Origin of the sequence: Oceanobacillus sp. FSL H7-0719 (assembly GCF_045040795.1) — a bacterium.
Classification (GTDB): domain Bacteria; phylum Bacillota; class Bacilli; order Bacillales; family Amphibacillaceae; genus Oceanobacillus.
On sequence record NZ_CP150301.1, the window covers coordinates 534,254 to 557,134 of the forward strand.

At 36.9% G+C, this 22,881-nt stretch carries 21 protein-coding genes, 1 other RNA gene and 2 other annotated features; of the genes, 19 read left to right on the forward strand and 3 right to left on the reverse strand.

Annotated features, from left to right (window positions below; translation table 11 throughout):
- Positions 1–447 carry a D-aminoacyl-tRNA deacylase gene (dtd, locus tag NST93_RS02700; protein ID WP_405100945.1) on the forward strand — a complete coding sequence of 149 codons (447 nt, stop codon included), beginning with the start codon at positions 1–3 and terminating at the stop codon, positions 445–447.
- Positions 448–470: 23 nt separating this feature from the next.
- Here dtd and NST93_RS02705 read toward each other — a convergent pair whose 3' ends face one another.
- On the reverse strand, positions 471–1,544 hold the full coding sequence (locus NST93_RS02705) for an N-acetylmuramoyl-L-alanine amidase (RefSeq protein WP_405103744.1): 1,074 nt from the start codon (positions 1,542–1,544) through the stop codon (positions 471–473).
- A 261-nt stretch (positions 1,545–1,805) separates the two neighbouring features.
- Positions 1,806–2,026: a binding site (T-box leader), on the forward strand.
- A gap of 90 nt (positions 2,027–2,116) precedes the next feature.
- Between NST93_RS02705 and hisS the strand changes: the two genes are divergently transcribed.
- From hisS to ssrS, 3 genes are all read left to right on the forward strand, one after another.
- A complete protein-coding gene (gene hisS / locus NST93_RS02710) occupies positions 2,117–3,397 on the forward strand; it encodes a histidine--tRNA ligase (RefSeq protein ID WP_405100947.1) in 1,281 nt (426 codons plus the stop codon).
- Position 3,398: 1 nt separating this feature from the next.
- The gene (gene aspS / locus NST93_RS02715) at positions 3,399–5,177 is read left to right on the forward strand and encodes an aspartate--tRNA ligase (protein WP_405100949.1); all 1,779 of its coding nucleotides are present in this window, start codon (positions 3,399–3,401) and stop codon (positions 5,175–5,177) included.
- 170 nt (positions 5,178–5,347) lie between these two features.
- Positions 5,348–5,527: non-coding RNA, 6S RNA (gene ssrS, locus NST93_RS02720), on the forward strand.
- Positions 5,528–5,592: 65 nt separating this feature from the next.
- Here the strand turns inward: ssrS and NST93_RS02725 are convergent.
- A complete protein-coding gene (locus NST93_RS02725; protein ID WP_405100950.1) occupies positions 5,593–6,252 on the reverse strand; it encodes an RsfA family transcriptional regulator in 660 nt (219 codons plus the stop codon).
- Positions 6,253–6,329: 77 nt separating this feature from the next.
- Positions 6,330–7,613, reverse strand: a complete 1,284-nt coding sequence (locus NST93_RS02730; RefSeq protein WP_405100952.1) for a replication-associated recombination protein A — start codon at positions 7,611–7,613, stop codon at positions 6,330–6,332.
- 254 nt (positions 7,614–7,867) lie between these two features.
- On the opposite strand from NST93_RS02730, the gene cymR reads away from it, so the two are divergent.
- From cymR to greA, 15 genes are all read left to right on the forward strand, one after another.
- Positions 7,868–8,287 (forward strand): cysteine metabolism transcriptional regulator CymR, encoded by a 420-nt coding sequence (gene cymR / locus NST93_RS02735; protein WP_405100954.1) that lies wholly within the window; start codon positions 7,868–7,870, stop codon positions 8,285–8,287.
- Positions 8,288–8,311: 24 nt separating this feature from the next.
- A complete protein-coding gene (locus tag NST93_RS02740; protein WP_405100956.1) occupies positions 8,312–9,454 on the forward strand; it encodes a cysteine desulfurase family protein in 1,143 nt (380 codons plus the stop codon).
- A gap of 13 nt (positions 9,455–9,467) precedes the next feature.
- Complete coding sequence (mnmA, locus tag NST93_RS02745; RefSeq protein WP_405100958.1) at positions 9,468–10,580, forward strand: tRNA 2-thiouridine(34) synthase MnmA; 1,113 nt, start codon at positions 9,468–9,470, stop codon at positions 10,578–10,580.
- 16 nt (positions 10,581–10,596) lie between these two features.
- On the forward strand, positions 10,597–11,259 hold the full coding sequence (locus NST93_RS02750) for a tetratricopeptide repeat protein (RefSeq protein ID WP_405100960.1): 663 nt from the start codon (positions 10,597–10,599) through the stop codon (positions 11,257–11,259).
- 25 nt (positions 11,260–11,284) lie between these two features.
- The gene (locus NST93_RS02755) at positions 11,285–13,603 is read left to right on the forward strand and encodes an ATP-dependent RecD-like DNA helicase (RefSeq protein ID WP_405100962.1); all 2,319 of its coding nucleotides are present in this window, start codon (positions 11,285–11,287) and stop codon (positions 13,601–13,603) included.
- 64 nt (positions 13,604–13,667) lie between these two features.
- Positions 13,668–13,850 carry a hypothetical protein gene (locus NST93_RS02760; protein ID WP_405100964.1) on the forward strand — a complete coding sequence of 61 codons (183 nt, stop codon included), beginning with the start codon at positions 13,668–13,670 and terminating at the stop codon, positions 13,848–13,850.
- 52 nt (positions 13,851–13,902) lie between these two features.
- Positions 13,903–14,970 (forward strand): AI-2E family transporter, encoded by a 1,068-nt coding sequence (locus NST93_RS02765; protein WP_405100966.1) that lies wholly within the window; start codon positions 13,903–13,905, stop codon positions 14,968–14,970.
- 41 nt (positions 14,971–15,011) lie between these two features.
- Positions 15,012–15,217: a binding site (T-box leader), on the forward strand.
- A gap of 68 nt (positions 15,218–15,285) precedes the next feature.
- On the forward strand, positions 15,286–17,931 hold the full coding sequence (alaS, locus tag NST93_RS02770) for an alanine--tRNA ligase (protein WP_405100968.1): 2,646 nt from the start codon (positions 15,286–15,288) through the stop codon (positions 17,929–17,931).
- Positions 17,932–18,019: 88 nt separating this feature from the next.
- Positions 18,020–18,286 carry an IreB family regulatory phosphoprotein gene (locus tag NST93_RS02775; RefSeq protein ID WP_405100970.1) on the forward strand — a complete coding sequence of 89 codons (267 nt, stop codon included), beginning with the start codon at positions 18,020–18,022 and terminating at the stop codon, positions 18,284–18,286.
- Positions 18,287–18,700, forward strand: coding sequence for a Holliday junction resolvase RuvX (ruvX, locus tag NST93_RS02780; RefSeq protein ID WP_405100972.1), 414 nt, complete (start codon positions 18,287–18,289; stop codon positions 18,698–18,700).
- Between the two features lie 14 nt (positions 18,701–18,714).
- Complete coding sequence (locus NST93_RS02785) at positions 18,715–19,005, forward strand: DUF1292 domain-containing protein (protein ID WP_405100974.1); 291 nt, start codon at positions 18,715–18,717, stop codon at positions 19,003–19,005.
- Between the two features lie 124 nt (positions 19,006–19,129).
- Complete coding sequence (gene mltG / locus NST93_RS02790; RefSeq protein WP_405100976.1) at positions 19,130–20,251, forward strand: endolytic transglycosylase MltG; 1,122 nt, start codon at positions 19,130–19,132, stop codon at positions 20,249–20,251.
- A 95-nt stretch (positions 20,252–20,346) separates the two neighbouring features.
- The gene (locus NST93_RS02795) at positions 20,347–20,988 is read left to right on the forward strand and encodes an O-methyltransferase (protein ID WP_405100978.1); all 642 of its coding nucleotides are present in this window, start codon (positions 20,347–20,349) and stop codon (positions 20,986–20,988) included.
- A gap of 17 nt (positions 20,989–21,005) precedes the next feature.
- On the forward strand, positions 21,006–21,635 hold the full coding sequence (gene udk / locus NST93_RS02800; protein WP_405100980.1) for a uridine kinase: 630 nt from the start codon (positions 21,006–21,008) through the stop codon (positions 21,633–21,635).
- Between the two features lie 155 nt (positions 21,636–21,790).
- The gene (greA, locus tag NST93_RS02805; protein WP_405100982.1) at positions 21,791–22,267 is read left to right on the forward strand and encodes a transcription elongation factor GreA; all 477 of its coding nucleotides are present in this window, start codon (positions 21,791–21,793) and stop codon (positions 22,265–22,267) included.
- The last annotated feature ends 614 nt before the right edge of the window (positions 22,268–22,881 follow it).

The window sequence follows — 22,881 nt, forward strand, 5'->3', positions numbered from 1 at the left end:
ATGAAAGCAGTTATTCAGAGAGCAAAAGGCGCAGCAGTCAGGATTGATGGCAAGATAAAAGGTGAAATTGAAAATGGTATTGTCGTATTGCTTGGTGTTACCCATGAAGATAAGCTGGAAGATATTGATTACATTGCTAGTAAAATAGTTCATCTGCGAATCTTTGAAGATGAAAATGATAAAATGAATCTTTCGTTACTTGATATAGAAGGAAGCATTCTCTCAATTTCACAATTTACGCTGTATGCTGATACAAAAAAAGGCCGGCGTCCGAGTTTTATTCAAGCAGCAAAACCAGAGCAAGCGAATGAACTGTATGAAAAGTTTAATGAAGTTCTTCGAAGCAAAGGGGTTCACGTTGAGACTGGCGAATTTGGCGCAATGATGGATGTTAGCCTTACTAATGCTGGACCAGTAACAATTATTATTGATAGCAAGGATAAATAAAAAGGATGCAATATGCATCCTTTTTATTGTGCTTCGGAAAAGTATTTTTGAAGTCCATTTACAATTCCAACAACAATTTTCTTTTGATATGCAGTTGTCTGAAGTAAAAATTCACTTTCTTCATTTGAAAGGAAGCCAAGCTCTAATAACACGCCAGGTTTAAAATTTTGTCTAATGACAGATAGGTCACCAAATGAAACGCCACGATCTCTTTCATCTGTTTCATTAATAATTTCATCTTGGATAAACGAAGCTAAACTTTCGTATTGTTCATGGTAATAGTAAGTTTCTATCCCTGTTGCGGATCGGTCTTCAGGAAAACTATTATAATGTAAACTCAGAAATGCATCTGTGTCAATTGTATTTGCTAAAGCTGATCTGCTTTCAAGTGGGACAAATTCATTTTTAGGTCTTGTTAAAACGACATTTGCACCAAGAGAGGTTAACTCTTTTTCCAATTCTTGTGCAGTTAGATATGCTATGTCACGCTCGTAGGAACCAGTAATCCCAATTGCGCCCACATCTCTTCCTCCGTGACCTGCATCAATAACAATTGTTTTATTTTTAATACCATTGCTGCTTTTTGCGTTATTGTTTTCAATCAGACTGCGCAATACAAACCCAGTAATTTCATCGTCTGATATTTCCAGCCACTTATTTGTTTCTGAGAGTACTTTAAACTCTTTTCCTTTTTCAACAAAAGCAATAATTTCGTAATCTGTAGAAGCACCTGACCTTATTTGCGTATTATCATGTTGAATTGTGATGGAATCGAGTGTGCTTTCTTTTTTCTTTTCTTCCCGCTCCGTGTCTTCTTCATCCTTTTCTTGTTCAGCATTCCCGCCATTAAGCGAGACAAATTCCTTCGTTACCCAGCCTGTGTAATTATCTAGTTGGATTTTAACCCAGTCTTTCTCTTCTTCAATAACTTCGTATTGCTCTTCACTGTTAACTTGTCCAACTTTATCATAATCTGTGCCGGGACCGCTTCGGACATTTACATTATTTTCTTGAACGACTGCTTCTTTTGCTAGTACTGGCTGCACAGAAAATAGTGCAAATAGTACAGTAAAAGTAAAAATTGCTATTTTCTTCATCGAATCCAATCTATTTCCCCCAAACTTTTATATGCAAAACTTCTATTTGAATTTAAGTATAATAAAAATCTATCCCGATAGCAAAGCTCATCTTAATTTGTTGAGAATATAAGAATTACATTAGTTTACTAAGTAATGATTTTTGTTTACAACAATAAATTGTTTTTTCTTAGGAAAGGAATTGCATGATTCGTTCTTGACATTTATTTCGGAACAGCTTATTATTATATTCATTAAATTAAACAAGATGATTTGCATATAAAATAACCGATGAAGGAAAAAGTAGTTAGAAACTAGATAGAGAAGAGAGGGAATGCCATTGGCTGAGAGCATTTCCATATCATAGGCTGGCGAAAGACATTCCAGAGGATATGTATCGAAATTCAAGTAGGTATATACGTCTTGCAGGCGTTAACTGTGAAGAGCGGATGTTTTCAAAACATCAACTAGGGTGGCAACGCGGGTTAAATCCCGTCCCTTATATTTTATAAGGGACGGGATTTTTTATATTCTCTTAAATTAGTCTAAAAGTGAAACGCGAACGCAAATTTAAAATAAAGGAGCAATTTGTCATGAATATGAAAGCACCAAGAGGGACGGCAGATATTTTGCCTAAAGATATTAAAGCGTGGCAGTATGTGGAAGATAAAATAAAAGATATCTGTGGACGATATCATTATGAAGAAATCCGTACGCCTATATTTGAACATACTGAAGTATTTCAGCGTGGTGTAGGAGATACAACCGATATTGTTCAAAAGGAAATGTACACGTTTGAGGATCGAGGCGGAAGAAGTCTGACTCTTAGACCTGAGGGGACAGCTGCTGTAGCTAGAGCGTATGTTGAGAATAAACTCTACGGAGAAGCAAGCCAACCAACTAAAATGTATTATTTTGCCGAAATGTTTCGCTATGAACGCCCTCAAAAGGGGAGAATGCGTCAATTAAATCAATTTGGTGTAGAAGTATTGGGAAGTTCAAATCCGGCGGTTGATGCTGAAGTGATTGATTTAGCAATGACTGTATATAAAGAGTTAGGCCTTAAATCATTGTCGCTAGTGATTAACTCACTTGGGGACAATGAAAGCAGAGCCAACCACCGTCAAGCCTTAATAGATCACTTTACACCACATAAGGAACAGCTGTGTACCGATTGCCAGCTGCGTCTGGAACAAAATCCTTTACGAGTTCTTGATTGCAAAAAAGATAAAGATCACCCAGCTATGGCAACTTCACCTTCTATATTGGATTATTTAAATGAAGACTCCAAGCAGTATTTTGAGGAAGTGAAAAATTACTTAGATGCAATGGAGATTGAATATATAGTAGATCCAACACTTGTTAGAGGACTGGATTATTATAACCATACCGCTTTTGAAATTATGAGCAATGCAAAAGGTTTCGGAGCTATTACTACATTAGCCGGCGGTGGAAGATATAATGGCCTTATTGAAGAATTGGATGGACCAAGTACAGCTGCAATAGGTTTTGGAATGGGTCTGGAAAGATTATTAATGGCACTTGAAGCAGAGGAAGTTGAAATCCCAGTAAATAATTCTTTAGACTGCTATGTAGTGGCAGTTGGAAAAGAAGCGGAAAAAACTGCTGTGCAACTTGTTCATACGCTAAGAAAAAGCGGCGTTCAAGCAGATAAAGATTACCTGGATCGAAAAATGAAAGGGCAATTTAAAGCTGCAGACCGATTCAAAGCGAAATATGTGGTAATCCTGGGAGAAGAAGAGTTGGAAAGAGATGCAGCACTGTTGAAAGAAATGAGCACTGGCGAACAAACAGAATTGCAAATGAATGATTTAGCAGATACATTAATTGGAAAATTGTCAGGAGGAAAATAAGGTGACTGAAAGAATATATGCTGGGACAATTGATGAGCAATATATTAAGCAAGAAATATTATTAAAAGGGTGGGTACAAAAACGCCGTGATTTAGGTGGATTAATATTCATTGACTTACGTGATCGATCAGGAATTGTTCAGGTTGTTTTTAACCCGGATCAATCCAGTGAGGCATTGTCTATTGCGGAGACTATCCGCTCCGAATATGTTGTTGAAATTTTAGGTGAAGTGGTTGCTCGTGATAAATCTACAATTAATCCAGCAATGAAGACAGGGGAAATTGAAGTTATTGCTTCAGAAATTAAGGTTTTAAATAAAGCGAAAACACCACCATTTGCAATTCAAGATGAAACAGATGTATCGGAAGACTTGCGATTAAAATATCGTTATATTGATTTGCGTCGCCCGGCTTTACAGGAAACATTTAAATTACGTCATCAGACAACACAAGCAATTCGTAATTTCTTAAATGAAGATGGCTTTCTTGAGATGGAGACGCCAATTCTTACAAAGAGCACACCGGAAGGGGCAAGGGATTATCTTGTACCGAGCCGTGTACATCCAGAAGAATTTTACGCATTACCACAGTCACCACAATTATTTAAACAATTAATTATGATGAGTGGATTTGAGAAATATTACCAGATTGCTCGTTGTTTCCGTGATGAAGATTTACGGGCAGACCGTCAGCCGGAATTTACTCAGATTGATATTGAAACGTCATTCCAGACAAGTGATGATATTATGGGGATGACAGAAGAGATGATGAAGCACGTTATGAAAGAGGTTAAGGGACACGATATTGAACTTCCTCTGAAACGGATGTCATATGACGAAGCGATGAATCGCTTTGGTTCAGATAAACCAGATACAAGATTCGCTCTCGAACTAATCAATGCTTCTGAAATTTTTGCTGCATCAGAATTTAAAGTATTTAAAGGTGCAATTGAAGCTGGTGGAAGAGTAAGCTTATTGAATGTCAAAGGTGAAGCAGCAAATTACTCCCGAAAAGATATTGATAAGCTTACAGAATTTGTGAATGTTTACGGAGCAAAAGGCCTTGCTTGGCTGAAAGCGGAAGCTGGTGAATTGAAAGGACCAATTGCTAAGTTCCTTGCAGATACTGAAAAAGAAGCACTTGTTAAGCTTGCGGATGTAGAAGATGGAGACTTAGTATTGTTTGTCGCTGATAAGACACAAGTTGTCTTCGACAGTCTGGGAGCCTTACGTTTGAAGCTTGGGAAAGAATTGAATTTGATTGATGAAACTAAATATAATTTCCTTTGGGTTACAGATTGGCCATTATTAGAATATGATGAAGAACTCGGCAGATACTTTGCAGCACATCATCCATTTACATCACCGGTTGCAGAAGACCTTGATAAGCTGTTGACAGAGCCGGAAAACGTACGGGCAAATGCATATGATTTAGTATTAAATGGTTATGAGCTTGGTGGAGGTTCGATTCGTATTTATCAGAAAGATGTCCAAGATAAAATGTTCCAAATCCTTGGCTTTACAGAAGAAGAAGCAAAGGAACAATTTGGCTTCCTGCTTGATGCTCTTGAATATGGAGCACCCCCGCATGGCGGAATTGCTCTGGGACTTGACCGGATTATCATGCTGCTTGCTGGAAGGTCGAACTTGCGTGATACGATTCTATTTCCTAAAACGGCATCTGCTTCTGACTTACTTACAGATGCACCAAGTAATGTATCACCACAGCAGTTAGAAGAGCTGTCTATAGCAGTGGTTAATAAAAAAGAAAAACAAAACTAAAATGAAAAGGATACGACAAGCATTTACTGTTGTATCCTTTTCATTTCATTGTACAGGAATCAATGGATCTCTATGTTTTTATAGGTTAAGTATTCTATTTTTTCAGTTTTTAATTGCCAAATGAATGTTGTTGTGTTAAAATAAATTTACAAATCAATAAGATTCATCCTTCAATCCTGATGTGTTCGTTCGTACAAAGTGTTTTGACCGAACAACATTTGAAAGGGAGCCTGAAGTGTTTTCAATTTGCAGATTGGCTATTTTATAGACGATAACGTGAATTGGAACAGGGCACCCACCTGCCAATAGCGGGATCAAGACTTTAAAAGGACGGCACGTTCGGGATTGAAAGGTACATAGAAAAAACACTCATCTAAATTTCATTTGGATGAGTGTTTGTTATTAGATAAGAAGTTTAGCCCTTAGCTTGGTTTGCCATTTGTTCTAGGTTGCCATTTTTGTCCATACGAAAAGTGGGTGAAGTGAAGGGATGATCATCTTGAAGGACGGTCATTCTCCTCGCACGGTCCATAATTTGAATAAATGTTTGATAGTCTTCTTGCATTGTTTCAAGCTGTTGCTCCGTTTTTTTAAGTTTGGTGTTCGCTTGTTCTAAAGCTTCTTTCAAATTGTTGTTTTCTTTTTCTATTTGTTCGATTGCAGTTTTTGATTGATTCGAAGCATGATAGTCTTGTTTTACATTATTTAAGAATGTCATTACCGTATCGAATGTGATGTTATTCTGAGTTGAGACAGTTTGTATCTGTGTAACATTGTTTTCTTCTTGTTGAGGTGAATATTCCGCTTGAACGAATGGTTTTAAATTATTTTGTTTTGCTTGGTTTCGTTTCATTTCCTTACGCTGTCTTTTGGCAAGATCTATCGCACTGATATACTTATTTCTTACTTCTGCATTCCAGCGAAAACCGCATGCTGCGGAGGTTCTATTTAATTTGTCACCAACTTCATCAAACGCATTCAATTGTGTGCTTCCTTCACGAATATGGCGCAGAACTGTTTCTGCCAGTAATAAATCATCTTCATGTGACCATGCATCTTGTCTAACCTTAACCATTTTCAACCAACTCCTTTTTTCTCTGCAAAACAATAGATTGTGATGTTTCTAGTTATTATTGCCAGAGAAAAAAAGAATTATACATTGCCTCTCGAGTCGCGTTCTATTTTTTCATATACTTGTTTCATCGCTTTTTCAAATTTCCCTGTATCTTTAGGGTTATAGTATTTTTGATTCTTAAGGCGATCTGGCAAGTATTGTTGATTTACCCAAGCGCCATTGTAGTTATGAGGATATTTATACTCTATTCCTCTTCCTAAGTCAGCAGCACCTTTATAATGGCTGTCCTTCAAATGGTTTGGTATATCGCCGCTTTTTCCGCTGCGAATGTCACTGAGTGCACTGTCCAATGCTTTATATGCGGTGTTCGATTTTGGTGATAAAGCTAATTCAACAATAGCAACTGCCAAAGGAATTCTAGCTTCCGGAAAACCAAGTCTTTCTGCAGATTGAACAGCTGCAAGCACACGCGGGCCAGCCTGTGGGTTAGCAAGTCCAATATCTTCATAGGCAATAACTAGCATTCTTCTCGCAATACTATCTAAATCTCCTGCCTCAATTAATCGCCCGAGATAATGCAGGGAAGCATTGACATCACTGCCGCGAATGGATTTTTGAAATGCTGAAAGCACGTCGTAGTGTGCGTCTCCATCTTTATCGTGTGAAAAACTTTTCTTTTGCATACATTGCTCTGCGGTTTCTAAATCAATTTTAATTACACCGTCTTCATTCTCGGGGGTTGAAGCTGCCGCAAGCTCAAGCCCGTTTAAAGCAGAGCGCATGTCTCCATTCGCGCTAAAGGCAAAATGTTCAAGCGCCTCATCGGTAATCTCAATATTCATATTCCCGAGACCTTTTTCAGGGTCTGTAATTGCCCGGGATAAAGCAAGTATAACCTGCTCAGGTTCTAATGATTTTAATTCGAAAAGATGGCATCTGCTTCGAATTGCAGGATTGATGGAGTGATAGGGATTGCTTGTAGTGCAGCCAATTAATGTAATTAAATTTGTTTCAAGGTGGGGAAGAAGAAAGTCTTGCTTTGCTTTATCCAGACGATGGACTTCATCCAGGATAAGGACAATATGTCCCATCATTTTTGCTTCTTCCACAACAATTTCCATATCTTTCTTTTTATCAACGACTGCATTTAATAATCTCACCTGTAATCCAGCAGTTTTCGCTATAGCAAAAGCTGTTGATGTTTTGCCGGTACCTGGAGGTCCGAAAAGAATCATGGATGCCAGCCGTTCTGCTTGAACCATACGCTGAATTAATTTTCCGTCTCCAATAAGATGTTCTTGGCCAATGATATCATTAAGATGTACAGGCCGCATGCGCAGTGCTAATGGTTGTTGTTTCATTTAAACCGTCCTTTATATAGGTTGTACAAAATAACTGGTATATTTCTTTGCTATTCAGGAACAACCGATTAAAATAATACTATATATATAAAGCTTAAGCCTGAAATTGCATAAATGCAAGAGAGAGATAATTCATGTTATAATACCAATTAGTATGAAGAGAATGGAAAGCGTAGTATAATGTCTAGATGATGTGAATGAGACAATAAATATATTCATAATAGATGTAATCGTAATAGGAAGAGGTGTATATGGTGAAAATCACAACTAAAGGCAGATATGGCCTCACCATCATGATCGAATTAGCAAAGCAATATGGAGAGGGACCAAAATCATTAAAGTCAATCGCGAAGGATAATGATTTATCAGAGCATTATTTAGAGCAGCTTGCCGCACCTCTTAGGAATGCTGGACTTGTTAGGAGTGTCAGGGGAGCATATGGCGGATATAAGCTTGCTAAAGCTCCAGGTGAAATCACAGCAGGGGATGTTATTCGTGTTCTGGAAGGCCCAATTACATTGGTTGAGGGCATTGAAGAAGAAAAACCAGCCCAGCAAGCATTGTGGATTCGAATTCGTGATGCAATTCGTGATGTATTGGATAATACAACACTTCAGGATCTTGCAAATACCGAAGATAATGATACAGAGGAAGCATATATGTTTTATATTTAAGTTTTGAAGGAAAGGAACTATTTTATGGAACAGATTTATTTGGATCATGCAGCAACTACTCCTATGGCAGAAGAAGTTACGAAAGAAATGACAACCGTTTTTAATGAAGTATATGGTAATCCATCAAGCGTACATTCCCATGGAAGAAAAGCAAGAAAACTTTTGGATGAAGCAAGAAATACGATTGCTTTAAGTATAAATGCAAACGAAAAAGAAATTTTCTTTACAAGCGGCGGCACAGAGGCAGATAATATGGCACTGATCGGGACTGCTCTTGCTAATCGAGAGAAAGGCAATCATATTATCACATCAGCACAAGAGCATCATGCTGTTCTGCATGCTGCAGAACAATTAGAGGTGCTTGGCTTTGATGTAACCTATCTTCCCGTAACTGAAGATGGCAGGGTTTCGCCAGAAAGAATAAAAGAATCTTTGCGAGAAGATACCATTCTCGTTTCTATTATGTTTGTCAATAACGAAACTGGTGTTATACAGCCAATTAGAGAGATTGCAGAAATATTAAAAGAACACCAGGCATATTTTCACACAGATGCGGTTCAAGCATATGGTTTGCTTGATATTGACGTAAAACAGCACGGCATTGATTTGCTGACAACATCTGCACATAAAATTAATGGACCAAAAGGTATTGGTTTTCTTTATGCTGAAGAATCGGTGAACATAAATAATTTATTTTTTGGCGGAGAACAGGAGAGAAAACGCAGACCGGGGACAGAGAATGTTGCAGCCGTAGCAGGCTTTGAAAAAGCAGTTGAATTAGTAATGGAAAACAAGGAAGAAAGAAACAAGCAATACGGTTTATATAAAAAAATGTTTATAGAAGAGTTAAAGAATAGAAATATCAATTTTGCTTTAAACGGCGAACAAGATAATACGATAAATACAATAGTGAATATTAGTTTTCCAGGAACGAATGTTGAGCAGGTGCTGACTAATTTAGATTTAGCTGGTATTTCCTCATCAAGCGGCAGTGCGTGTACAGCGGGAAGCATTGAACCTTCTCACGTATTAAGTGCAATGTTCGGAGAAAATAATCCATGTACGACAAATTCCATTCGTTTTAGCTTTGGCGAAGCGAATACGGAAGAAAACAGTATAGAAGCAGCGAAACGGGTTGCAAATATTATTGAACGATTAATAAAATAAGGAAAGTGATGGTATGAATAATAATAAAAATATACGAGTAGTTGTTGGTATGAGCGGCGGGGTCGATTCTTCTGTTGCTGCACTGCTTTTAAAGGAGCAAGGTTATGATGTAGTTGGTATATTTATGAAAAACTGGGATGATACCGATGAATTCGGTGTTTGTACTGCTACAGAAGACTTTGATGATGTGGTGCGGGTCTGTAATCAGCTCGACATCCCATATTACTCAGTAAACTTTGAAAAAGAATATTGGAATAAAGTGTTTACTTACTTTTTGGATGAATATAAAGCAGGAAGAACACCGAACCCTGATGTAATGTGCAATAAGGAAATTAAATTTAAAGCATTCTTAGATCATGCATTATCTCTTGGTGCTGACTATTTAGCAACTGGACATTATGCCCAAATTAGAAGAGAGAATGGTAAAGTTGAAATGCTGCGCGGAATTGATAACAATAAGGATCAGACATATTTCTTAAATCAATTATCAAGTGATGTGCTGGAAAAGGTTATGTTTCCATTAGGGCATTTGGAGAAACCGGAAGTACGTGAAATTGCGAAGAAACATAATCTTGCAACAGCAGCTAAAAAAGACTCTACGGGAATTTGTTTTATTGGTGAGCGTAATTTCAAAGAATTTTTAAGTGAGTATTTACCTGCACAACCTGGTGAAATGCAGACTTTATCAGGTGAAGTAAAAGGAAAGCATGAAGGATTAATGTATTATACAATCGGACAAAGACAAGGGCTGGGTATCGGTGGTGCTGGCGACCCTTGGTTTGTTGTTGGGAAGAATTTAAAAGAAAATATTCTGTACGTTGGACAAAGCTACAGCAATGAAAAATTATATTCAGATGCACTGATTGCAACAGATATCAATTGGATTAACCCAGATGAAATTAAGGATTCCTTTGCATGTACTGCGAAATTCAGATACCGTCAAAAGGATAGTGAGGTTAATGTTACATTACTAGACGACAACACATTGCGCGTTGATTTCGCTAATAGTGAGCGTGCAATTACACCTGGACAGGCAGTTGTGTTTTATGATGGTGATGTATGTCTTGGCGGTGCAACAATAGATAAAGTAATCAAAGATGAAAAACAATTACAATATGTAGGTTAAGGTAGGGACTCCCGCAATGGACAAGAATCGACAAGCAATTTTATTAATGAAGGAAAGAAAGTATGAAGAAGCCGCAAAGCTATTTAATGAGATTATTGAAGAGAACCCTCGAGATCCAATCGGTTATATTAATTTTGGGAATCTATTATTAGATATTGATGAAAAGGAAAGTGCGGAGCGGTTCTTTTTGAAGGCCGTTGATTTAGATGTGAATGCTGCAACAGCTTATTATGGGCTTGGTAACTTGCATTTTGAACAAGAGAATTATCAAAAGGCACAGGAATATTTCCAAAAAGCATTGGAATCTGGCCTAGATGAAGCTGATGTCTTTTATTTACTGGGACTCTCCTTACAAAATCAAGAGCAATTCAAACTCGCATTGCCATATCTGCTGCGGGCAACTGAATTGGAGCCAGAGGATATTGTCTACCTTTTCCAGTATGGGCTCTCGCTTGCACAATCGAATCTAATAGCTGAGGCAAAAACAGTATTTACAAAAGTTGTCGCGATGGATGAAGGACATAGTGATGCTCACTATAATCTAGGAGTTATTGCAGCTTTTGAAGATGATTCAGAGAAAGCCTTGGAGCATTTTAATCAGGCACTGGCTTTTCATCCGGAACATTACTTGGCTGCGAATGGCAAAAAGCAAATTGAAAAGTTTCTGGAAGAAAATTAAGCAAGGAAACGTGGGGTCGTTTTAGATGGAAGATCAACAAGAGATAATTGAAAAAGGATATATTCGCGGATATCTCCTTTATACAATTTTTCAAAATGAAAGTGAAAACTTCTCTATTATAAAAATTAAAATAGAAGAGACAAATGAAGACTTTGATGAACGAGAAATTGTTGCGAAAGGATATTTTACACAGCTTACTGAGGAGAGTTCGTATACCTTTTACGGGACCTTTGAAAATCACAGTAAGTTTGGTGTGCAATATCGCGTTGATTCCTATCAAACCTATATACCTGATACGAAGGAAGGCTTAATATCTTATCTTTCCAGTGATCTTTTTTATGCAGTTGGAATAAAAACTGCGGAGAAAATTGTAGATAAGCTGGGAACAAATGCAATAAAAAAAATTCTTGATGACCCGGACTGTCTGCATGAAATTCCGGGTCTCAATAAAAAAACTGCTGAACAGTTACATAAGAGTCTCGAAGAACATCAAGGCTTTGAGCATATTGCTATTTCACTGGCAAATTACCAGCTCGGATTAAAAATGGCGCAAAGAATATATCAGGAATATAAAGAAGAAGCAATTAGTAGATTACATGATGACCCATATCAATTCGTATTTGATGTTGAAGGGTTTGGTTTTCAAACTGCCGACCGTATAGCACGCTCGAATGGGATATCAATGACACATCCAAACCGGATTGGGGCAGGGTGTATTTTTGTTTTACAAAAAAGTATCCAAGAAGGTCATGTTTATTTACCAATCGATCAATGCGCAGGACAGGTGTATCAGCTGCTTGGACTTTATCAAATGGAAAAAGATGCAATTGTTGACAGGCTGGAACAACTCAATAGTGAGAAGAAAGTTATCATACTAGATGGAAACATTTATTTACCTTCTCTTTATTATGCTGAAGACGGATTTGTTGCACATTTAGACCGAATTATGAAAAAAACAGTAGAGACAGAATCGACTCTCGCTGAATTGATGAAAATAACTGGTGAAATTGAGGAAGAAGAAGTTTTAAGCTATGGCAAGGAACAGTTTAATGCAATTGAAAAATCACTTCATTCAAGAATTATGATATTAACTGGTGGACCGGGAACTGGTAAAACAACAGTAATTAAGGGAATTGTAAAAGCATTCTCTGCTATCCACGATTTATCTCTTGATATCGATGACTACGATAAAAAGTCAGAATTCCCTTTTGTCCTTACCGCTCCAACTGGACGTGCAGCGAAGCGTTTAAGTGAGTCAACAGGTCTCCCCGCAGTAACAATTCACCGTTTGCTGGGATGGGACGGCAATGATTCATTTGACAGGGATGAAAATAATCCACTTTCTGGCCGTTTTCTGATTGTAGACGAGTTTTCGATGGTTGATATTTGGCTGGCCAATAACTTATTTAAAGCAATCCCAGACAATATGCAAGTATTGCTTGTAGGGGATGAAGATCAGCTTCCTTCCGTAGGTCCAGGTCAAGTGCTCTCTGATTTATTGGCAAGTGAAAAAATCCCTGTTGTTCAACTGGATGAGGTATATCGTCAAAAAGAAGGTTCAAAGATTATCCAACTTGCACATGAAATAAAAAATGATTCAATTACAGATGAGTCATTGAAGAATGCTAAGGATTTTAGTTTTATTGCTGCTAATGAACGGCAGATGGTGCAGTTAATTGCAACAATTTATAAGCGTGCAATTGATAAAGGAATTGAAGCGAATGATATTCAAGTGCTTGCTCCCATTTACAGAACAGAAGCGGGAATAAATAAAATTAATGCAGAATTGCAAGAAATGGTTAATCCGAAAACAGATAAAAAACGTGAAGTGAAAGTGATGGAAGTAAGTTACCGAGTGGGGGACAGGGTTATTCAATTAGTAAATCAGCCTGAGGATGGAATCTTTAATGGTGACATCGGTGAGATTGTGGCGATATTCTTTGAAAATGAAAATAAAGAAAAGAAAGAACAGATTGTAATCGCGTTTGATGAGAAAGAGATTGTTTATGAAAGAAAGGACTATAGCAATTTCATGCATGCATATTGCATTTCTATCCATAAATCACAAGGAAGTGAATTTCCGATTGTCATTCTGCCAGTCATTTCCGCATATTACCGCATGCTGCGTAAAAACTTGCTATACACTGCTATTACAAGAAGTAAAGAATCATTGATTATTTGTGGTGAAGGAAATGCTTTTCTCCGTGGGGTTAATACGGTAGATACAAATAATCGCTATACAACCTTAGTCAGTCAACTAGAAAACAGATTAAATGCTGAACCGCACTTACTTGCTTTAGAAGATAAAGAGGAAGAAGAAATATCTCCATATGATTTTATGTAAATATGGTATATTAAGTTAGCTTTCCGGTTACGCTAATAATAGTAAAAATCGGGAGTTGATCATAATGGAGTGTCCAAATTGTCGCGGAAGAAATTTAGGGAAAATAGGTTTACATGCTTACTATTGCTGGTCTTGTTATATTGAAATAGTCAGCGGAAAAAACAAACTTACTATCCACCAAATTGAAGCAGACGGCAGCTTAAGCCCCTTGAATGACTTATTTATCGAAGAAGAAAAAACACTATAGCATTTTTGGCTAGAATTTCATTTCTAATAAGTCTATCTAGGGGTGCTGTTTTATGTTTCGCTGGCAATTTTGGAAAAATGTTTTTTACATACTACTATTTGGGATTGTGTTATTAGTATTCTCCTACTTACTGTTCCGCACCTATCCATTTTTTAAAATGTTTTTCCACTTTTTATGGCAGCTGTTTTTGCCATTTTTAATTGCAGGATTTTTAGCATATTTAATTTATCCAATTATTATATTTCTTCATCGCCATCATATTCATAAAGGTCTTGCTGTGTTGCTGATTTATATTTTGTTTTTTGGCGGGGCAGGCTATTTATTCTATCATGTCTATCCATTAATGATTCATCAACTTAAAGATTTAACTGAAAGTTTTCCGGAATTTATTAAATTGTATGATGATATCATTTATAAGTTATATGACTTTACATCCTTTTTACCTGAAACAGTACATGATAGATTGGACGAACTTCTATTAAATATAGAAAGCAGTTTGGACGAGCTTTTAGCAAAGCTGATGAATGGTTTTATGCACATATTTGATATGATTCTTATGTTAAGTGTCATTCCTGTATTAGTTTTTTACTTTATTAAAGACCATCAGCAAATGAAAAACTTTTTCGGGAAATTTATTCGTGTAAAAGATCGTGTAAGGGTAAAAAGAATGTTTCTTGCAATGGATGAAAGCCTTGGTGGCTATATTCGGGGACAAGTGCTCGTATGTCTATTTGTAGCGATAGCAACACTGCTTATTTTCAAATGGTTAGGTGTACCTTATGCATTGTTGCTTGCAATACTCTTTGGAGTGACAAATCTGATACCTTATTTCGGCCCAATTATTGCTGCTGTGCCTGCAGTGCTTCTTGCTTATACAATTTCTGGCAAACTTGTGCTTTACGTTATTATTGCTGTTATTTTGATTCAAGTGGTAGAAGGTAATCTGCTATCACCATATATTGTTGGAAAGAGTGTCAATATCCACCCTATTGCAATTATCTTTGTCCTCTTATTAGGGGGTGGGCTATTTGGAATAATTGGCATGATTTTCGCAGTACCAGTTTTAACGATTATAAAAGTAATAATTATTCATTTGCCCAATTTAGCCCCGTCTCGTTGACAAAAAGACAATATTTAACTATACTATCGCTAGAAGAATATTTCAAAGCGTGGAAAGTGCAAAGTACATGATGGTCGTGTTTTAGAGAGGGATTTGTATCGCTGGAAGAATCCTAACACAGAGTCATGGAAAGCTACACTGGAGTGCGGCTGATACCCGCCGGTTCAAAACCGTTAACATGCTGGAGTGATGAATAGATATATCTATTCATAATTAAGGGTGGTACCGCGACAATCTCGTCCCTGCAAAAGCAGAGAGGAGATTTTTTGTTTTTTACTAATACATTTCCAGCAATAATACAGGGAGGTTCCTAAAATGAAAAAAATAAATTCCGCTCAGATTAGACAAATGTTTCTTGATTTCTTCGCAGAAAAAAACCATGAGGTGCTGCCAAGTGCTTCACTAGTGCCAAAAGATGATCCAAGTTTATTGTGGATTAACAGTGGTGTTGCTACATTAAAAAAGTATTTTGATGGCAGAGAAATACCTGATAACCCTAAAATCGTCAGCTCGCAAAAAGCAATTCGAACAAATGATATTGAAAATGTTGGCTATACAGCTAGACACCATACCTTTTTTGAGATGCTTGGAAACTTCTCAATCGGTGATTATTTCAAAGAAGACGCAATTAAGTGGGCTTGGGAGTTTCTAACGGATGAAAAATGGTTAGCGTTTGATCCAGAGCGTTTGTCGGTTACTGTTCACCCAGAAGATGACGAGGCTTATGATATCTGGCTTAAAGAAATTAAAATTCCAGAAGAAAGAATTATCCGTCTCGAAGAAAACTTCTGGGATATTGGAGAAGGTCCAAGTGGGCCAAACTCTGAAATATTTTATGACCGTGGAGAGGCTTATGGAAATGACCCTAATGATCCAGAACTTTACCCAGGTGGAGAGAATAGCCGATATCTTGAAATTTGGAATTTGGTGTTTTCTCAGTTCAATCACAATCCAGACGATACGTATACTCCACTGCCTAAGAAAAATATTGATACGGGGATGGGGCTAGAACGTGTTTGCAGCGTGATTCAGGATGTGCCGACAAACTTCGAAACTGACTTGTTTATGCCAATCATCAATAAAACGGAAGAGCTTTCCAATGCAAGCTATGGAAACTCCAAAGAGGAAGATACAGCATTCAAGGTTATTGCGGATCATATTCGAACAGTCAGCTTTGCAATCGCGGACGGTGCACTTCCATCGAATGAAGGACGCGGCTATGTTTTAAGAAGATTAATCAGAAGAGCAGTGCGTTTTGCAAAGGAAATTGGTTTAGAGAGACCATTTATGTATGAGCTTGTGGCAATTGTCGGCGATATTATGAAAGAGCACTATCCACAAGTATTAGAGCAAAAAGATTATATTGAGAAGATTATTAAAGTTGAGGAAGAACGTTTCCATGAAACGTTAAACGACGGATTAGAAATACTCGCATCAATCATTAAACGTGAAGAAGCAGAAGGAAATAAAATATTCCCTGGTAAAGAAGTTTTCCGGTTATATGACACATATGGTTTTCCGAAGGAGCTTACCGCTGAATATGTAGAAGAACATGGCTTTGCAATAGATGAGGCTGGGTATGAAGCTGAAATGGAAAAACAAAGAGAGCGTGCAAGGAATGCCCGCCAAAATGTTGATTCAATGCAGGTTCAAGATAGTTTAATGAGTGAAATCAATGTAGAAAGTGAATACGTTGGTTACGGCCAATTAGAAACAGTCACCACAATCTCGGCGATAGTACATGATAATACACAAACGCAAATAGCAAAAGAAAACGAAGAAGTATTCATTTTCTTAGCAGAAACACCATTCTATGCAGAAAGTGGCGGACAAATAGCTGATAAAGGCTGGATTTATACAGAAAATGCCTCTGCTTATGTGGAAGATGTCCAAAAATCACCACAAGGATTGCATATCCATCGCATAACTGTAAAAAATGGTGAATTACAAGTTGGCGATGAGGTAAAGGCTATTGTTGAACGGGAATTCCGAAATGGCATTATTAAAAACCATACAGCAACACACTTATTGCACCAAGCATTAAAAGATATTTTGGGCAATCATGTAAATCAGGCTGGGTCATTAGTAACACCAGAACGTCTGCGCTTTGACTTTTCACACTTTGAAGCAATTAAAGAGGAAGAACTTCAGCAAATTGAAACAATTGTAAATGAAAAAATCTGGGAATCTATTCATTTAGTGATTGATACGAAGAAAATTGACGAAGCGAAGGAAATGGGGGCAATGGCATTATTCGGCGAAAAATATGGTGATATTGTCCGTGTTGTACAAATTGGAGATTACAGTATTGAATTATGCGGTGGCTGTCACGTACGTAATACTTCAGAAATTGGTTTATTTAAAATTGTATCAGAAGGTGGAATTGGAGCTGGTACAAGAAGAATCGAAGCTGTTACAAGCAGGATGGCTTATGCATTCTTGAATGAAAAAACAAAGATATTAAAAGATGCAAGACAACTTGTTAAAGCAAATGAAGATAAACAAATCTCTGAAAGAATTCAACTTATTCAACAAGAATTGAAGCTGGTTCAAAAGGAAAATGAATCACTTAGTGCAAAACTTGCAAATGTAGAGGCTTCCTCAATCCTTGAACAAGTACTTGAAATCAATGGTGTTCCCGTACTTGCTCAACAGGTTAATGTGAAGGATATGAATCAGCTCCGCAATATGGTTGATGATTTGAAGCAAAAACTTGACTCTGCTGTTATACTGCTAGCAACTGAAAACGATGGTAAAGTTCAGCTTGCATCAGGTATTTCGAAAGATTTTGTAGAAAAAGGACTTCATGCAGGCAAATTAATCAAACAAGCAGCGCAGATTTGTGGCGGCGGTGGCGGAGGACGCCCCGATATGGCTCAGGCAGGTGGAACAAATCCTGCTAAGATTGCAGAGGCACTAGAGTCAGTTAAATCCTACGTAAAAGAAATAATTAAAGAATAAGTAGTTTGTAACTATCCATTGAAAAGGTTATAATGTTTTTAACATATGTGATAGAATAGAGTAGGAAAACTTGGAATGAGGTGTCACAATGAGTTCAATAGACAAAACGATGAAATTTAATTTTTCGGAGGAACCATTTGAACAGGATATAAAGACAATTCTTTTTACAGTCCATGAGGCATTACAGGAAAAAGGTTATAATCCGATTAACCAAATTGTAGGTTATTTGCTTTCTGGTGACCCTGCATACATCCCAAGACATAAAGATGCGAGAAACTTAATACGTAAGGTCGAACGCGATGAGGTTATCGAAGAATTAGTAAAATATTATTTAAAGGAAAATAAGAGTAAATAAATGAAAATAATTGGACTTGATGTAGGATCAAAAACAATTGGAGTCGCAGTCAGTGATGCATTTGGGTGGACCGCTCAGGGGCTGACTACAATTTATTGGAATGAAGCAGATCTTCATTCTGCGGACGACGAATTGAAGAAAATAATAGAAGAAAATGAAATTGGGAAAGCTATTATTGGATTACCCAAGAATATGAATGGTACAATTGGAGAACGCGGTGAAGCATCACAGCGTTTTGCAAAACATTTCGAGAAGGTATTTAATATACCTGCAGTCCTCTGGGATGAACGCTTAACGACAATGGCTGCGGAAAGAGTACTATTGGAAGCAGACATGAGCAGAAAAAAGCGTAAAAAAGTAATTGATAAGATGGCCGCTGCAATGATTTTGCAAGGCTTTCTTGATCAAAAATAAATGAGGTGACCATAATGGCTTTAGAGGAAAAAGAAAGAATTATTATTCCTGATGATAATGGTGATGAGCATTTGTTTGAAGTACTGTTTACATTTGATGTAGACGACACGAATCAATCGTACATTGCTGTTGTCCCAGTAGAACAAGCGGAAGATGATGAAGTGGAAGTTTATGCTTTCCGCTATGAAGAAAAGGATAACGATGATGAGGATCTTTCCTTATTCCCAATTGAATCGGATGAAGAATGGGAAATTGTTGAGGAAATGCTTCAAACATTAGCAGATGAAGATGAAGACGAGAATTAACACATTAAACTGTTAAATGAAGCTGATGTCGAAAATGGCATCAGCTTTTCCCTGCGAAAAATATGGCATATATTATACCTTTATTTTTTTAGTATGATATACCGAATAAGAGGGAGAGATGCGCATGGCTAAAGGCAAATTAACAAAAGCATTTAAAGAAAACAGAAATGCTCGCGGCCGGGAGGCGAGTACGGTCAGGAAAATTGTAGCGGTTGTACTGCTCGTGTTAATTATTATTATCGCTATCCTGGGGTTTGCAGGATATTCATACATAAAATCGGCATTAGAACCAGTTGATCCAGCAAGTGAAGAAGAGATTGAAGTAGAAGTTCCAATTGGCTCTTCAACATCTTCGATTGCTTCGCTCCTTGAGGAGAATGGAATTATAAAAAATGGACTAATTTTTCGGTTTTACATAAAGTTTAAAAATGAATCTGATTTTCAAGCTGGAAACTATACATTCAGCCCATCAATGACAATTGATGAGATAATTGAATCCTTAAAGAGTGGTAAGATTGTTCTTGAGTCAACCCACCGGATTACAATCCCGGAAGGCTTGACCGTAGAGCAAATTGCTGCTATATTTGCGAAGCAATTTTCGTTTACAAGTGATGAATTTATTGACAAGGTAAATGATGAAGAGTATATTCAACAATTAATTGAGGATTATCCTAACCTACTTTCAGATGAAATATTGCAAAAAGGTATTCGTACACCTTTAGAAGGTTACTTATATGGAATTACGTATGATTTCTATGAAGAAGATCCGTCAATTGAGATGATTATCGAAACGATGCTGGATCAAACGAGCGCGATTATTACGCCTTATCTTGACCAGATTGCAGAACTTGATTTTACTATTCATGAGGCATTAACTTTTGCATCATTGATAGAGAAGGAATCAGGAAGACTTGATCATCGAAATGAAATTTCGGGAGTATTTTACAATCGCCTTGAAGAAGGTATGAAGCTGCAAACTGACCCAACAGTACTCTACGCCTTAGGAAAGCATAAGGATCGAGTTCTTTATGAAGACCTTGAGGTTGAATCACCATATAATACGTATGTAATTGAGGGATTGCCAATTGGACCGATTAGCAATTTTGCCGAGAATTCATTGGAAGCAGTAATCAACCCTGCAAACAATAGTTATTTATATTTCCTCCACGATAAAGAAGGAAATATTTATTATGCAGAGACGTTAGATGAACATAACCAAAATATTGATACGTATATGAAGAAGTAGAAGAAATGTGAATAGAACTATTCACATTTCTCGCTTTTCTATGGTATCAGTCAGCAGCTTAGTTTTTATAAAATGGCCAAAACGAGGTATTGCTTATGGAAGAGCAAATGAAATTATATTTAGAATCACATTTATCAGCAAAAGATGAATGGATTATTCAATTAGAAGAAACAGCAAAGCAAGATAGGGTACCCATCATGGACAGCATCGGCATTGATTATATGCTGAATTTGATTAAAATACATCAGCCGAAAAGAATCTTAGAAGTTGGAACAGCAATCGGCTACTCGGCACTGCGCATGCTGGAAGCAAATCCTGCTGCTGAAATAATTACAATCGAAAAAGATGAAGAGCGCTATCAACAAGCGACAGAGAATATAAAAAAGCTTCACAAGGAAGAGCAAATTACAGTTCTTTCCGGTGATGCACTTGATATCCTAGATAAGTTGACAGCCGAAAAAGAAGTTTTTGACTTTATCTTTATAGATGCAGCAAAAGGAAAATATCAAGCATTTTTTGAAAGTGCAGATCAATTGCTAGCTAATGGCGGGCTGTTAATAACAGATAATGTTTTATTTAGAGGATATGTCGCGAATCCGGAGCTGGCACCAAAGAGATATAAAAGCATGGTAAAGAAAATAAGAAGCTATAACGAATTTTTAACTACACATCCCGCTTATATCACTTCCATTCTGCCAATAGGTGATGGTGTCATGATAAGTTATAAGAAAGATTGAGGGAGGTCCAGAGACCATTGGAAAATAAACCATTGGTAATTGGTGTTGCAGGTGGAAGCGGAAGTGGAAAAACCTCCGTAACGAAAGCAATTTATAATCAATTTACCGATAAATCAATTTTAGTTTTAGAACAAGATTATTATTATAAAGATCAGAGTGATTTATCCTTTGAGGAGCGATTGAATACAAATTACGATCACCCGCTTGCCTTTGATAATGATCTATTTATACAGCACATTAAGGATTTGATTGCCTTAAAATCCATCGAAAAACCAGTATATGATTATACATTGCATACAAGATCAGATGAAGTGATTCGGCTGGTACCGAAGGATGTCATCATTGTTGAAGGAATTCTTATCCTGGAGGATATTCGCCTCCGTGAATTAATGGATATTAAAGTTTTTGTTGATACAGATGCAGACTTAAGAATAATCCGAAGGTTGCTTCGTGATATTAAAGAACGGGGCAGGAGCCTTGATTCTGTAATCGATCAATATTTGAACAGTGTTCGTCCTGCACATTTGCAGTTTATTGAAGCTACAAAGCGCTATGCGGATATTATTATCCCTGAAGGCGGGGAAAATCATGTGGCAATTGATATATTGTCAAGTAAGATTGCAACAATTTTGTCAAAGAAGATGTAAATTACTTGTGAAATTATATTGAAATTTCTTTTGAATTCTGCCATAGTGATGAATAGTATATCTTCATAAACAGAAATGAAGCGCATACATTTATTTTAATACAACAAGAATATGACAATGTGGAAAAGGTTGAAATTATAAAAGGAGTGTTTTGTATGTCTATAGAGAAAAGCTATTACATGACAGTTGAGGGGAAAGAAAAATTAGAGAAGGAATTAAATTATCTTAAAACTGACCGCAGACAAGAAGTTGTTGAACGTATAAAAGTTGCTCGAGATTTTGGGGATCTATCCGAGAACTCTGAATATGATTCAGCTAAAGAAGAACAAGCATTTGTAGAGCAGCGCATTACACAACTTGAAAAAATGATTCGCAATGCGGTAATTATAGAAAATAATGATACAAATCCAAACACCGTTTCTTTAGGTAAAACAGTAACTTTCCAAGAGCTTCCAGATGGTGATGAAGAAACGTATACAATTGTAGGAAGTGCCGAAGCAGATCCGTTTGAGGGTAAGATTTCAAACGATTCACCAATCGCTCAAAGTCTATTGAATAAAGAAATTGGTGAGGAAGTTACAGTGTCGACACCAGGCGGCGATATTCAAGTTCGAATAACTAAAGTTGAATAGCAGGATATTTCAAGCCAAACAGAGATGAAATTATCTATTAAGGAAAGGTCGTCACATGAGAGTGATGACCTTTTTTGTATGCAAAGACTATCCTTGCGTGAGGGAATGGTATCTACCTGTACCTTAAAGCTCAAATAGAGGGGCATCCTTTTAAAACGTGAATATATAATAAGGTTTAGCTGTTCTGGAAAGATACTATAAAACGAGAATGAGCTTTAATTAAAAAACATTATTACAATTTAGAGCATCCAATCCATTGGATGTTCTAAATGTTTTAATCTCATATCAACATTAAGTTTTAACAAAGCCTTATTAATAATAACTGGCGTATTTACATTCTGTGTAAATAGAGAAGTCACGTAAAGGCAGAAAAAATATAACCATTTTTTGGGAGATAGAAATACAAAAGCTATTTAGAATATCCCTGTCAGAGAGCGATTTGTCTGATAGAATAAATAGTTTAGTTTGGTCTATCCGACTTTATATAATCATATATTTGTTGTAGAACTCTCGCTTAAATACTATAATAGGGTACTATAAAGTGAAACTTCAATTGTGAGACATACTTGCTTGTATTATGTATATGAAATGAGTAAATAAAAGGATTGGAGGTT